Annotated in this window: 9 protein-coding genes; 4 read left to right on the top strand and 5 right to left on the bottom strand. The window is 31.3% G+C overall.

The features are described from left to right. Positions 1-10: 10 nt before the first annotated feature. Positions 11-595 carry an ankyrin repeat domain-containing protein gene (locus N1F78_RS13670; protein WP_406683726.1) on the bottom strand — a complete coding sequence of 195 codons (585 nt, stop codon included), beginning with the start codon at positions 593-595 and terminating at the stop codon, positions 11-13. A gap of 227 nt (positions 596-822) precedes the next feature. Here N1F78_RS13670 and N1F78_RS13665 point away from each other — a divergent pair, with 227 nt between their 5' ends. After that, positions 823-2910 (top strand): helix-turn-helix domain-containing protein, encoded by a 2088-nt coding sequence (locus N1F78_RS13665; protein ID WP_406683725.1) that lies wholly within the window; start codon positions 823-825, stop codon positions 2908-2910. 367 nt (positions 2911-3277) lie between these two features. On the opposite strand, the gene N1F78_RS13660 is transcribed toward N1F78_RS13665, so the two are convergent. The 3 genes from N1F78_RS13660 to N1F78_RS13650 form a co-directional block, all read right to left on the bottom strand. Then, positions 3278-5287 (bottom strand): hypothetical protein, encoded by a 2010-nt coding sequence (locus N1F78_RS13660; protein WP_406683724.1) that lies wholly within the window; start codon positions 5285-5287, stop codon positions 3278-3280. A gap of 341 nt (positions 5288-5628) precedes the next feature. Continuing rightward, entirely contained in the window at positions 5629-7608 is a 1980-nt protein-coding gene (locus N1F78_RS13655) for a serine hydrolase (RefSeq protein ID WP_406683723.1), read from the bottom strand. 50 nt (positions 7609-7658) lie between these two features. Next, the gene (locus N1F78_RS13650) at positions 7659-8903 is read right to left on the bottom strand and encodes a serine hydrolase domain-containing protein (RefSeq protein ID WP_406683722.1); all 1245 of its coding nucleotides are present in this window, start codon (positions 8901-8903) and stop codon (positions 7659-7661) included. Positions 8904-9078: 175 nt separating this feature from the next. On the opposite strand from N1F78_RS13650, the gene N1F78_RS13645 reads away from it, so the two are divergent. Then, positions 9079-10089, top strand: a complete 1011-nt coding sequence (locus N1F78_RS13645; protein WP_406683721.1) for a sensor histidine kinase — start codon at positions 9079-9081, stop codon at positions 10087-10089. Then, complete coding sequence (locus N1F78_RS13640; RefSeq protein WP_406683720.1) at positions 10089-10790, top strand: LytR/AlgR family response regulator transcription factor; 702 nt, start codon at positions 10089-10091, stop codon at positions 10788-10790. The genes N1F78_RS13645 and N1F78_RS13640 overlap by 1 nt, the downstream gene beginning before the upstream one ends. A 70-nt stretch (positions 10791-10860) precedes the next feature. Here the strand turns inward: N1F78_RS13640 and N1F78_RS13635 are convergent, their stop codons facing one another. Then, positions 10861-12897, bottom strand: coding sequence for a leucine-rich repeat domain-containing protein (locus N1F78_RS13635; RefSeq protein WP_406683719.1), 2037 nt, complete (start codon positions 12895-12897; stop codon positions 10861-10863). A 231-nt stretch (positions 12898-13128) separates the two neighbouring features. On the opposite strand from N1F78_RS13635, the gene N1F78_RS13630 reads away from it, so the two are divergent. After that, the gene (locus N1F78_RS13630) at positions 13129-14487 is read left to right on the top strand and encodes a hypothetical protein (RefSeq protein ID WP_406683718.1); all 1359 of its coding nucleotides are present in this window, start codon (positions 13129-13131) and stop codon (positions 14485-14487) included. Positions 14488-14577 lie beyond the last annotated feature (90 nt).

The following is a 14577-nucleotide window of genomic DNA, read 5'->3' as shown; positions in this document are numbered from 1 at the left end:
TATATTGTTTTTATTGTAACATCATTGCTACAACAGGACGTGCTTTCTGTAATTCATTAAGGTCTAATGTAAAACCCATTGGCTTTAATTGCTGAATTAGCATTTCATAAATTGGTTTCATTTGATCATAATCTACCATAACTATTTCTCTAGCTGTAGCTCCAAAATTATTGCGAACCGTTTTATCTGCTTTTGCATCAATTAGTAACTGTACAATTTCTAAACGTCCAAAGAATGCTGCTGTATGCAAAGCTGTTCCGCCATCATTATTCTTTATAGACAAATCTGCATTTGCATTGATCAATACTTTAGCAATTTCAGGTTTATTAAAAGTGGCTGCTGACATTAAAGGTGTAGATCCAGACATGGCCTCCTTTTGATTAATATCTGTCCCAGCTTCAATATGTTGCTTAACAGTCTCTAAATTTCCGGTTAATACTGCCCCATGAATATCTATACTTGGTTTAGCTATTTCCTTTTTTAAAATGGTTGTTGTTTTTTTAGTTTCACTTTTTTGTGAACAGGATGTTAATGACATTATTACTATACATATTGCGGCCAAACATTTTACTTGAGATTTAATTGATTTTTTCATGATTTTAAATATTAAGAATTATTGTTTTGATTTGATGATACAAAGATGCGATGAACCTTGAAGCGATAGTAAACACTTATGAATCAAGAGTTATGAAGTTTAACGCAGTAATATAAATTATGTAGCAAGACTATAAATTATGACGCAAATCATCATAAAATCTAAAAAATTAACTCAAAACCTGACGTTTAAATTTTACTTATCTTCGTTGCTGTTACTTAAAGAAAATGACGACAAGCAATTCTTCAAATTCATTTTTGTCAGAGGCCAAATCAATTGTATTAGAGAATATTTCTAATGAGCAGTTTGGTGTATCAGAGTTGGCAGACCTAATGAACATGAGTCGCTCTAGTCTGCTTAGAAAAATAAAAAAGCAAACTAATTTATCTGCTAGTCAGTTTATTAGAGAAACACGTTTACAGAAAGCAGCAGAGTTACTAATTGATTCTGAACTGACCGTTTCAGAAATTTCATTTGAAGTTGGCTTTAGCAATCAATCATATTTCACAAAATGTTATCGGGAATATTATGGTTATCCGCCTGGTGAAACAAAAACCAAAAAAAAAGAAGAAGTAGATGAAGAATGGAATTTAGAGCAAAAAAAAGGCAAGAATGAAGTTGTCGTAAAAAGTACAAACATTAATAGGTACATTATAGTAATCATGGCCATAGCAATCGTTGCTATTATTTACTTTTTCAAAGATCAATTCACTTCTTCAGAGTCTAAATCAAATAAAGAAAAGTCGGTTGCCTTTTTACCTTTTGAAAATCTAAGTGAAGACAATTCCAATTTATACTTTATTAATGGTGTTATGGAATCTTCACGTAATAATCTTCAAAAAATCAAAGATTTGCGCGTGATAAGTAAGACTTCTACAGAAAAATATAGAAGCAATCCTAAGACTGTTTCAGAAATTGCTAAAGAGTTACAGGTCAATTATTTGATTGAAGGAAGTGGACAAAAAATAGGCAATGAAGTACTTATAAGTATTCAATTGATAGATGCTAATGAGGACAGTCCTATATGGTCTGAACAATACAAATACCAACTTGACAATGTTTTTGAGCTTCAAAATACCATTGCAAAAAAGATTGCCTTAGCCATAGAAGCTAATGTAACACCTAAAGAATTGGCGCTTATTGATAAAAAGCCTACAGATAATATCATCGCTTATGATTTTTATTTAAAAGGTTTGGAAAATCAAAATGAAAAAAGTGAAGCAGGATTAAATAAAGCTATTCTCAATTTTGAAAAAGCTATAGAACAAGATTCAAAATACGCTAATGCTTATGCTCAGATTGCCATTTGTTACTATTATTTAGATTCAAATAAAATTGAAAAAAAATATTTAGACAAATTAAATGAATATGCAGATAATGCCTTGTTGCATGATGCTACTTCTGAATTACCTCTGATTGCTAAAGCGTTATATTATATAAATACAAGCGAGTTTAGGTTAGCGATACCTTACTTGGAAAAAGCATTAGATTACAATCCAAATGCTTCTTCTGTAGTACTAATTTTATCTGATTTATACGCTCGTGTTGTTCCAAATACTAATAAGTATCTCACTTATGCATTAAAAGGAATCAAATTGAATATAGAAGCTAATGATTCTGTATCTAAAAGCTTTATCTATCTAAACTTGAGTAATGCTTTAGTCCAAAATGGATTTGCTAAAGAAGCCTCAAAATACATTGAAGAATCTTTGAAATATAATCCTAATAATCCTTACGCTCCCTATTTAAAAAACTTTATAGATTATGCCAATGACAAAGATTTAGAATCCTTAACAGGTAAAATGCTTTTGGAGTGGAAAAAAGACACTACACGTACTGATATTACTCAAGAATTAGCGAAGCTATATTATTTTCAAGAAGATTATGATAATGCATTATATTATTATGAAAAATACATTAGTATTCTTGCTACCAATAAAATTGATTTATATCCTGCAGAGAATATAAAAATTGCCTACACTTTCAATAAAATGGGATTTTCTAACAAAGCTGAGCAATACTTAAATAAATATAAAGATTACTTAGAAAAAGATGAATCAATTTATAAAGAGGCCAGTTTAGCTGTGCTTTATCTTTATGAAAACATGCCAGACAAAGCTATAGAAGCATATAGTAAATTTAGTTTACAAGATGATTTCCAATATTGGGTCCTCATATTTATGAAGAAAGACCCTCTATTCATGCAATTGCAAAGTCATCCAAAATACGAAGAAACAATTGGTAAAATAGAAATACAATTTTGGAAAAAACATCAGCAAATTAAAGAAAAGTTAGAAAAAGAAGGACTATTATAGTTTGTTGAAATTTAACTATCAAGCTAACTCAAAATTATTTAATTCGTTTATTCTGATTTTTTCTTGTTGAATCTTCTAGGGCAAGTGTAGATTGAGAGTGAATAGTTTTTTTGAGGAATTCAGTAAAAAAATAAATTCTTTTTTTTTAATCCCATTCCACACACATTTTCGCCACTACTTCCTTAACGAAAAAGAGTGTTCCATTAACCAATTAGAGAAACATTTTAAAAGAAAAAAACACAAGAAACCTATTATTTAAGATATGCTTTTAACCAAAGCCCATGTTGTACATAACGCGAGAACATTATAGTACATGTTTTGCAAATGGCATAACTATAAAAGCTTTATGATAATTACTAACTAATTTTCATTTAAATATAATACCCATACCTAAACATTGTAGACAAGGAACCTTCTTTTTATCCGAATAATACAATCCGTTGCGTCCATATTTATCAAGGTCTTTTTCTCGTTTATGCCGAATAGCTTTTTGAATCATGTATCCGCCCAATGGATCGTTGATAACGTAATAAGTATATCTTGCAGTAACTGGGCTTGTGTTTTCTTGTTCAGACATTATCCTTAACTGACCAGAACCACTACACAATCCGCATGGATTATAATAATTTTCAATGGCAGTATCAACTACAAATACAGAATTACCTTTAAATTCAATATCGTCAATGTTTCTCTTAAAATAGATATCACCAGGAGTAACATTTGGAAACATCAAATTTAAGCTATAACGCTGTCTTTCTTCGGGTTTATTGTTTATACTATTAACTGCAGTTTGCCAATTAGCTGCACCAGGATGGACCCAACCAAAAGCAGACAACCCGTTTTTAGAACAAACAACTTTACCTCTATGATTCACTAATTCTGAAAGGCTAACCCATTCCCCCTTTAATCCGCAACTAGATTGTGTTAACCAATAGGCTTTCTCTTCTTCATTTTGTTTTGCTATTGCCTGTTGTTCTTTTCGTGTAGGGCCTTCATAAAATCCATTTTTATAATAGCCCTTTTTACCATCTACTATGGCATCACCATTTGGGACTCCAAAACCATCTATTTCTCCAGAATATTTCCTCGTAGCAATATTTGTAATAGAACTTGTCACTAATCCTTTTCTTGTGTACTTTTTATTTTTAACTTCAGCATAAAATACTTTCGGTCGCGTAAATTTCTTATCAATTCTAGGTTTATATAGGCTATTAGTAAAGTTATGAAACACTCTAGAATCATCTAGGATTTCAGTATTTACATGCTTAACTCTTCTTATAGAAATTACGATACCTTCTTCCATACTATTATTATAAAATCTTCCAATCCATATGCCATCACTTGACATATAAAATCCTGGACCATGATATTTCCCTTCTTTCATAAAACCAGTATAAGTTGCACCACTTTTTGATACCATTGAAACAAACCCATTTGCATTATTATTTGAATCGTAATTTGCAAACATTTTTAATTCATTTATAGTTTTAATTTGACCTTTGGGCTTTTTTATAACAGTATCTATTTTAAGGGCATAATTATGACTATAACCAGAACTAATATTTATTTTCCAATCATTTGATGCTGTTTCCTCAATAGAAACACCAAGCCCTTTTAAAATATAATGCTTATCAAACAAGTAATTTATATTTTCATTATTTCCATCTTTTAAAAAGCGTTTTATAGTGGGATATTCTTTTTCGGCTTTAATAGTATATTTATTTTCATCTGGATAATTTTTATTTGTAATAAATGTTATTTTGTCTATATTGTTAAAATCTGAAGCAAGTACATTTTTATTATTAATATATAAATTGCCTTGAAACTCTTCATTATAAAACATTCCATTATAAATGTACTTACTATCGGTTCCTTCTCGTAAATAAGGTACAAAATAGTCGTAATAACTTACATACTTGCCTTTGATGATGGTATTAGCGTTAAAAATGCCGCTAATTTTAGGTCTTACATTATCAATATTCCAAGCTTCTTGAAATTTTCCTTTTTTCAATAATTTTTGTAAAGTTTTTTTTGATTTTTTATCATACGTATGAAATATATATCCTTGCCCTTCAATCTTACCATTTGCAAAATTTCCAGCTATATATAAAGCTTTCATTACTTTTTCCTTATAATATAAGCCTCCTTTAAAAGTTATTGCAATAGCAGATTCACCATTGTTACAATTACCATAAATACAGTTCCTTTTTTCGTTATAAATAGAAGGGCTCTTTGAATTGTAATAACTTACTTCACCTATTAGTTGTTGGTAAGCTTCTACTTTTAATGAATTGTTTAATAAAGCACTTGCATTGTATTGTGAATACAATGAAAAGTTAATACATAAGTAAACGATAATTAAAATTATTAGTCTCATACTTTCTTAGTTTCTAAAATCAATATAATAATTTTAACTTCTTCATCTAAAAAAATCAAATAATTCTTTATTGTTTCCATGCCACACACATTTTCGCCACTACTCCACCCTTAACGAAAAAGAGTGTTCCATTAGCCAATTAGAGAAACATTTAAAAAGAAAAAAACAAGAAACCTATTATTTAGGATGAACTTTTATCCAAAGCTCAAGTTAAATAGAGCAAGTAAATTATAATACAAATACCAATACTAGAATTACTTTCATAACAACAAGTTAAAAAACAGATGCTGTAAGTTTATGTTAATTAAGATTAATTTAGGCATACACTAAAAAGGACTTGACTATTTCTCAACAAAGGCAGGTATGATAATTTCGGAAATTTGAGTCATGATTTTATCATCTCTATCATGACCAGAAATTACAATGGTTAAATCTAGTTCTTCAACCACAATAACACGTTGTCCACCTCCACCCCAAGCAAATGTGGTGTCATAACTTCTGTCACCAACCTTTACATCTGTTTGGTACCAAAAATAGCCATAACGATAGTCTTTAGGCATCCAATCTTCAGTGGGCTTTACAATGCCACTGGTTGCTTTGTCAAGATATGCTTCAGAAATTAGCTGATCTCCCTTGAATTTACCCTTATTAAGAACCAAATGACCTAATTTGAGCATGTCACGAGATTCCATACTCACCATCCAACCGGCTTGTGGCAATCCGCTCTTATGTGTTGACCATTTATAATTGGTAATTCCGAGTTTGTCTAGGAGTTCTTTTTTAATAAAATTCTGGGCCGTTCCTGGGACTACAGCATCAATAACCGTCATCACCAACATTGGATTGAAATTGCCATATAAATAACTTTGAGATTCTTCGGTTATCGGTGCGCTTTGCTCTAGAAGGGTCTGAACTAGCCCCTGCCCTTTTAACCGAAGAGAATCCTTCTCTATTTCTTTCCATTCGTCTCTATTAATATTTAAACCTCCATGCATGGTCATTGCTTTATGAAGTGTTATTTTTTCTGCACCATCAGTAAATTTTGACGGGTCTAGGTCTTTCAGAAAGCTTATTAATGGCTTGTCAAGGTCTTCCATAGTTATGTATCCCATTTCTATGGCTCTTCCCAACATTAAACTGGTATAGGCTTTTGTGGCTGATGCTTGCCCATGAGGTAAATTTATACGGCCTTTTTTATAATAGGATTCAAAAACTAATTGGTTTTTATGAGAAATGAGCAAAGCATCATAACTACCATGTTTATCTTCAAATATTTCCTGAGATAATTTGACAATGGCATTTTGGTCATTACTTTTTACAGAAAGGGTGTCTACTAATATTCCATCTTTTCTATCTTCAGGTGTTAGACTGACATAAGATTTATTTAGATGTGGAATATCCCAGAATGAAATGTCTTTGCTACTGTTAGAAACATGATTCATTATGGACGATAACCAAGAAACACTTTCTACAGCCACCCTTGGAAAAGCAGTTTGATGATCACCAACAATGGTTTTGTTTTGTATGGATAAACTTAAATTTTTTCGTTCATCTAATAAATTGATATATTCTTCAATAGGCACATCTTTACCTTTTTCTAAACTGCCGTATGCCATAAATACGTTGGCATGAAATTTTTTATCGGACTCTGGAACTACACGTTGGGAATCAATCTCCTTAAGATATGGTACTAGGCCTTTACTCAGTGGACTACCAAGAATGTAATTATTAAAGGTTTCAGGTTGAGTTAATAAAATGTACGCCCCAAACGCACCACTTAGGGAATATCCAAAATATGAACGACTGTTAGGGTCTGTACGATAGTTGTTGTCTACATACTTAATTACTTCACTGCGAATAAATTCCAAATGATTTTCTGCCTTGCCAAATTTTAGCAAAGGATGATTAGGGTTTGACTTTTTCCAGAATGAATAATCGGTAAATCGGCTGGCATGCGCTCCATATTTTTCCATTAAATCATCTGAAATGCCCTTCTGCCAGGAAATTCCAACGAGAATAAGATCTTCAAGTATAAATTCTGAAGATCCAGATAACATTTCTAAATGCCACATAGCATCTGTATAATAAAGAACAGGATAAGTTTTATTGGGGTTTTCAGAATAACTCTCTGGTAACTCTATATACAATTCGTAGTTCTTTTCAGCTTTCTTATCTTTTATTGGAACTACCTGAATTTGCGGTAATACTAAAGAAGAGCTTATTCCATGTGAGGTTAATTCCTTTTCACTATTTCCTTGTGCAAGTATGATGTTTGTAGTTATTAGTAATATTAAAAGCAGGAGTCTTGTTTTATTTTTCATAATTCTTAGTATAATAATTGTAAACCTTGAGTTTGGATATTTAATGTATTTTATTCTAGATCAAACAATCCAGATTTGGAAAGTTGTCTAGAAATGATAGAAAGTTGATTCCTTTCTCGATTAACATTGGAAGTTCCGAAATAGGCAATAACTAAATCTTTTGCAGGTGAAATATAAAGACCTTGGCCTCCATGTGCTCCTTTATAAAAATCACCATCATCATATACTGCACTCCATTGATAACTACTATATTTATTTTCTTTTGATGAATCCCGAGACACATTGAGGCTTTTATTTACATTCTGGATTTTAAATAAGTGTTCATCAGAAATTATTGGCTTAACACCCTTTCTGCCGCTAGGTGTAAAAGCTAAACCAAACCTAGCAAGATCTCTGAGAGTTGTTGACAGACCATCAACATATGAAATAGAAGTTCCGTTCGCATTGATGCCCAATAGAGCACTATGCTCTGCTCCTATCTTATTCCATATTTCTTGTTGTACAAAATCACGAAAAGTAAGGCCACTTATTTTTTCAACTAATAACGTAAGTACCATAGCATCAGCATTGGACCACTGGTGCTCTGCTCCTGAAGGTTTACTAGACTTTGCTGTAGCTAAATCTTTAATTGGATTGAAACTAACTTCATAATTTTCTAACGGGACACGATCAATTCCAGAACTCATGTTAAGAATATCTATTACAGGAACACCCTCCCAACCTGAATTTTTAAGTCCTCCAAAGTAATAATCAATGGGTTTCCTAATATCAATTAAGCCTCTATCTTCTAAAATGGCAATTGAAGTACTTACAAAAACTTGAGTTATTACCATAGTAATATGCAAATCGGTTGGAAACATTCTCGGATAACCCTCAAAGACTATTTTGCCTTTATGAATTATAATTAAGCCATTAACTTCTACTTGCTGTACATAGTCGTTTAATGATAGCCCACCACCCTTTTTTAAGTCTGATGTGGTAATAAAATTTTTTATATCATCTCTTGGTGTTTCTTCAAGAATTATTGGTGTATCTGATCTAAGTATACGAGAATGATTCCCGATTTCTGAGAAATTTAGGTAAAAATACCGCTCGGTATCACCATATACGGTCCAATCTCCACCTTCATAAATATGTTGATGAAATCCATAAATTTCTTCTTTTGTAAATCCTGTGTAATTATAGGTTTCATATTTTGGATTTGTTACACTTAAGATATCAGAATCCTTTATTGGCTTATCTTTACAGGATTGAAAAAGGATAAAAATTACGAGAATTGAAATACTATTTTTCATTTTTTTATAAACTATAGACTAAAAGTATAGCATAATCCATGCATAATATTATAAAGATGACAAGTACAATAATTAAATGATGAAACAGTTTCGTCATTGATATATAGCTTTCATAAGAATTTATAGAGTTTTGCTTTTGTAGATAGTATCTTTAGCACTTTTAATAATAGATTGTATGCTTAAAAGATCATTAAAGAATACCATTCTCCTTAATATAGGAGCCTTTATATTGGTTTTTATACTTGAGACATTAAGTAATTTGTTTTTTAAGGATAATTTTGATACCAGCTATTCTTTTTACCTTCATGGGCTTTATTATACTATTATAATTATGGCGGCCATTTGGGTAAATCATTTTATTCTCATTCCTTTTATATTAGATAAGAAAAAGTATTTTGTTTATGGAATCCTGCTCATTGGAACTATACTTGTTCTGGCATCTTTAAAAATATATCCCAATATTAATTGGTCTGGTCTTAGCAAAATATCCTTTTTCCTTTTTTATACATCTGGCACTGGAATGGCTGCTTTTTTTTTAAGAAGAAGTATTGTTATGCAAAGAGAAAATGCAGAAAAAGATAAATTACAAAAAGACATGGAGCTTAATTATTTAAAAGAGCAGGTGAATCCGCATTTTTTATTTAATTCATTGAATAGTATTTATTCATTGTCAAGACAGCAATCATCAGAAACACCTGATGTTGTCATGCAACTTTCTGAATTAATGCGATATCAGTTAGAGAGCTCTAAAAAAGAAACTGTATTATTAAAAGAAGAGCTTGAGTTTATAGAAAATTATTTATTACTTGAAGAAAAAAGATTAAGCAAGCGATGTACTGTTGAATTTTTAATTGATGGAGATATTTCAGGATTAAGAATTTCACCAATGTTATTAATCCCTTTTGTTGAAAATGCCATTAAGCATGGAGCACAAAGTACTAATAAGCAAAGTAGAATTGATATTTCTGCTACAATTAAGAATACAACGCTCAATTTTGATGTAGTAAATTCCAAACCATCAATAGTTTCTGATACGGTTAGAAAAGGAATCGGGCTTGAAAATGTAAGAAGGCGTTTGCGTCTATTATATCCCAAGGCTCACGCATTAGATATTCATGATAAAGGAGACGAATATCATGTGAATTTATCTATTGACTTAACCGTTTCAATATTAAAAAATAAGTAATGATTAAAATAGGTATCATAGATGATGAAATACTAGCTCGGAAAGTATTAGAAGAGTATTGTTCAAAAATCGATACTTTAGAATTGGTACTAAGTACAGGAAATCCTCTTGTATTTGTCAACTACATTCAGAAAAATGACCTTGATCTCATCTTTCTAGATATAGAAATGCCTGAACTTAATGGTATGGAAATTTTACGTTCAATGATAAATCCACCTAAAGTTATTTTAACTACTGCCTATTCTGAATATGCTTTAGAAAGCTATGACTATGGTGTTATAGATTATTTGCTAAAACCGATTAAAATAGAACGTTTTTTGAAAGCGTTAAGCAAAGTTTCAACCTCTAAAATAGAATCTTCAACAAAGCATAACAAAGCTGAAGAACTTCAAATTAAACATGATGGCATGCCTATTAATATTTCATTTGATTCTATCTTGTATATTCAGAGTTTTGGAAATTATTTAAAAATCTATACAGATTCAAGAATGTATCTTATTTCAGAAACATTAATTAATATTACGACATTATTATCTAATAATTTTCAGCGAACGCATAAGTCATATATTGCCAACTTAAACAGAGTTGCAAAAGCAAGTAGAACCCATATGTTTATTAATGACAACAAAGTACCTGTAAGTACAACATATAAAGTTATCGTTTTTGAAAAATTGGAAGCCCTCGCAAAATCATCCAATTAGTTTCCATTTATTCCACCTAGCTCTATGTTTATGCAGGATTAAATTATTTAGCAAATGAACTATTTGGTAATTAATTTAAAACTAATTTCTTTTGTTTAAATGTGTTGGTATTACTTATTGTTATAAAATACACGCCTTTAGATAAACTAGTAAAGTCTAATTCGTTTTTTCCTGAAGTTAATTTGCCTTGTTTTATTATTTGACCACTAATATTTATTAAATTATAATTCATCAATTCTAAAACTTCTACATTTATTATCCTGCCTTTATTAGGTATTGGGTACATACTAAAGGTATTTATTTCATTCAAACTAGTACTTAAACTGTAATTACAATCTTCACTAAAACTAGTTTGTACATCTATAGTTGTCCAATTAGAACCGCTATAAGAGGCATCATCTACTTGTACACATGTTAAACTTGGGTTGCTTTTTGAATCAAAATATACAATAGCATTGTTGTTTCCATTTTTTACATTCAAAGTCATTAAATCATTTGTATGACAATCAAGAATTTTTAACGCAGTACTATTGCTCAAATCTAAATTGATTAAATCATTTGAATAGCAATACAGTTCTTCTAGAGCAGTATTGTTACTTAAATCTAAATCGGTTATGTCATTTGAATAGCAAAAAAGCTTTTCCAATGCCGTATTGGTACTCACATTTAAAGTTATTAAATCATTTGAATAACAAGAAAGCTTTTCTAATGCTGTATTGGTACTTACATTTAAAGCTATTAAATCATTTGAATAGCAATTAAGTTCTTTTAACGCTGTATTGGTACTAACATCTAATTCGGTTAAATCATTACCATTACAACCAAGCTCTTCCATTGCCGTATTAGTACTTACATCTAATTCGGTTAAATTGTTGTTATAACAATTAAGTTCAACTAGTGCTGTATTATTACTCACATCTAATTCGGTTAAATTATTATTACCACAATTAAGGGTTTCTAAAGCAACAAAATTTTCAATACCTGTTAAATCAGTAATTCCCTCTGAAACAAGATATAAGTATGTTGTTGTAAGCGTTTTACTAAGATCTACACGGTCATCCAAAACATCATCCAACCCTTGCCATATTAAGGCTTGTTCAAAATTATCATCAGGTACATAAGTGGTATAATCACAAGCTTCGCTAAAACTAGTTTGTATATCTATGTTTGTCCAAGTTGAAGTACTATTAGCTGCGTCATCAACGTTTACACAGGCTAAATTGGGGTTATTCTCTGCTGAAAAAGATGCAAAAGCATTGTTGTTTCCATTTTTTAAATTCAAAATAAATAAATTATTATCATCACAACTAAGGTCTGTTAATACAGTATTATTAGATAAATCTAAAATGGTTAAACTATTAGCGTTGCATGTAAGTTTTTCTAATGCAGTATTACTACTTAAATCTAGACTATTTATTAAAGGGTTGTTACTACAATCTAATTCTTCTAGGGCTATATTATTACTCAAATCTACACCATTTTGAGCATTCACAAGTCCTTTTATATTTTGTTTATTAGTATCTGGAACTCCGCCTATACTATTTGAGCTAAATCTTAAAATACGTAATTTAGGATTATTACTTGTATCTAGAAATAGGATATCATTTTCTGTACAATTTAACCAAAACAATTCACCATTTTTACTTATGTCTAATGCTTTCAATTCATTATTATTGCAAAAAAGAGTATTTAGTTTTGGGTTTTTACTTAAATCTAAGTTGGTTATTTTATTTTTATGGCAATAAAGGGATTCTAAGTTGGGGCATTGACTTATATCTATTTCTTCCAAATCATTATCACCACAGTTAAGATGTTCTAATTTGCTAAGTTTCCTTATGTTTAAGTGGGTTAATTTATTGTTCCCACAACGCAGTATTTCTATATTTTCAAAAGCTTCAATCCCCGTTAGATCTGAAATTTCTTTTTCTGAAACATCTAATGAGGTTACATTAATAATATTAGCTGTCTCTACATAACCGTCTAGAGTATCATCCAATCCTTGATCTATTAAAGCTTGTTCAAAGTTTTCATCGGGTATCTGTACTAGTTGTGCTTGGGCAAACAAGCATACAAATAGTGTAAAAATGCAAAATAATTTTTTTTTCATGATATCTATTTTAATAGTAGTAGTTTAATAAAATAGATATGGGGAAAATAATTACTTTAAAGAAAGGTATTGTATCGTGAAGATTTGCGCATTATAAGGTAGTGAAATTATTTTAGACTATAGATGAACTACAAGAATTTCAGTACGTTCATCGATTTTTCGACCAACGGCACACAACTATGAATACTATTTGCAAAATTTACCAACCCATATCTATTAAATTAATTTACTATGAAAAGATTTGCTTATGTCATGCTTTGCTTTGTTTTTGCATTAATTTCCTGCTCTAAAGATGAGAGTGCGCTTAGTGGTGAAGACGAGAGCCTTGTAAGCAATGAAAATGATACTGAAGAGAATATCGAAGATGATTCTGAAGAACATGGTGACGAAAGTAGCTCCACTTACGCTTTTCTTGGTAACGACTTTCAAGTTAATTCATATAAAGATGGTAATCAGAGCTATCCTAAAGTTGCTGTTACGCCCGATGGTAAGGCAATAGTGGTTTGGGAGAGTGCTGGACAAGATGGTGATGGACATGCGGTAGCAGCACAAAAATATAATTCAGACGGGTCTAAATGGGGTAATGAATTTGTGGTAAACACAGAAACCAAGTTAGCACAAAGTCAGCCAACCGTTGCAGTTGCAGATGATGGTTCGCATATCATTTTCTGGCGAAGTAAAGATCAAGATGGAAGCGATTTTGGTGTGTATGCCCAAAGGTATAATAGTTCTGGAACTAAAGTTGGTGAAGAATTTAGAGTTAATGAAGAAACCAAATCTAATCAAGATCTTGCCTATGCTGCATATCACAGTAATGGCAACTTGATGGTTATTTGGGAGAGTTCAGACCAAGATGGAAAGGCAGGGGAAATTTATGCTCGCGTTTACGATGCTGCATTCAACGACATAAGTAATGGTGAATTTAGGGTGAATACAGTCATAGATTTGTGGCAAAATACCGCTAGAATCATAGCGGTTCCCAGTGGCTTTGTCGTGGTTTGGGAAAGTTTAGTAGATTTTGATTCTGAAAGACTCAATATTGTTTTCAAACGCTTTGATACTGAAGGCAATGAATTAATGGCTATGGAACAGCAGGTTAATACCCGCGAAAGCTGCGATCAAAAAAACCCAGATATTGCAGCTCTAGCAGATGGTACGTTTGCAATTGTTTGGGAACACCTTGAAGACCCTGAAAAATGTAGCAGCGCCCAAACCTTGGCAAGTGATATCACTGCACGAATATATAATAGTGATGGCACCGCTTTTACAAATGAAATTATACTTAGCCAAAACACCAATGGAAATCAAAATCTAGGAATTACCAATGACTACAAAGGTGGATTCGCTGTAATTTGGCAAGGCGATGCTTCATCAAACGACAGTACTGATGAAATTTATAGTAGACGTTTACTAGCTAATGGCACACCCGTTGGAGATGTCTTTACAGTTAATAGCAACACAGATAGTTATCAAGTTTTTCCTGCTATTGCTGCTGCACCAAATGGCAATCTATTTGCAGTTTGGGGCTCGTGGTCTGGAGATGCTAATGGCACCAGTGTTAGAGGGAGAAGGATGAATATTGGTGAATAGGTAATATAGTTATTCTCTAAACATAATACTTCCCTCATAACTGACGGTTATATAGGCTTACCTTTATATTAGTTATTAAACAGCAAATGG

This window comes from Seonamhaeicola sp. MEBiC01930 (genome assembly GCF_045277075.1).
Classification (GTDB): Bacteria; Bacteroidota; Bacteroidia; order Flavobacteriales; family Flavobacteriaceae; genus Seonamhaeicola.
The sequence above is the reverse complement of the archived record's forward strand: the minus strand, read 5'-3'. Positions and strand labels throughout refer to the sequence as shown.

Bases quoted from the DNA above. Each gene is read 5' to 3' on its own strand.
- N1F78_RS13635 (WP_406683719.1), bottom strand. From the start codon at position 12,897: ATGAAAAAAAAATTATTTTGCATTTTTACACTATTTGTATGCTTGTTT.
- N1F78_RS13645 (WP_406683721.1), top strand. From the start codon at position 9,079: ATGCTTAAAAGATCATTAAAGAATACCATTCTCCTTAATATAGGAGCC.
- N1F78_RS13665 (WP_406683725.1), top strand. From the start codon at position 823: ATGACGACAAGCAATTCTTCAAATTCATTTTTGTCAGAGGCCAAATCA.
- N1F78_RS13660 (WP_406683724.1), bottom strand. From the start codon at position 5,287: ATGAGACTAATAATTTTAATTATCGTTTACTTATGTATTAACTTTTCA.
- N1F78_RS13630 (WP_406683718.1), top strand. From the start codon at position 13,129: ATGAAAAGATTTGCTTATGTCATGCTTTGCTTTGTTTTTGCATTAATT.
- N1F78_RS13655 (WP_406683723.1), bottom strand. From the start codon at position 7,608: ATGAAAAATAAAACAAGACTCCTGCTTTTAATATTACTAATAACTACA.
- N1F78_RS13670 (WP_406683726.1), bottom strand. From the start codon at position 595: ATGAAAAAATCAATTAAATCTCAAGTAAAATGTTTGGCCGCAATATGT.
- N1F78_RS13640 (WP_406683720.1), top strand. From the start codon at position 10,089: ATGATTAAAATAGGTATCATAGATGATGAAATACTAGCTCGGAAAGTA.
- N1F78_RS13650 (WP_406683722.1), bottom strand. From the start codon at position 8,903: ATGAAAAATAGTATTTCAATTCTCGTAATTTTTATCCTTTTTCAATCC.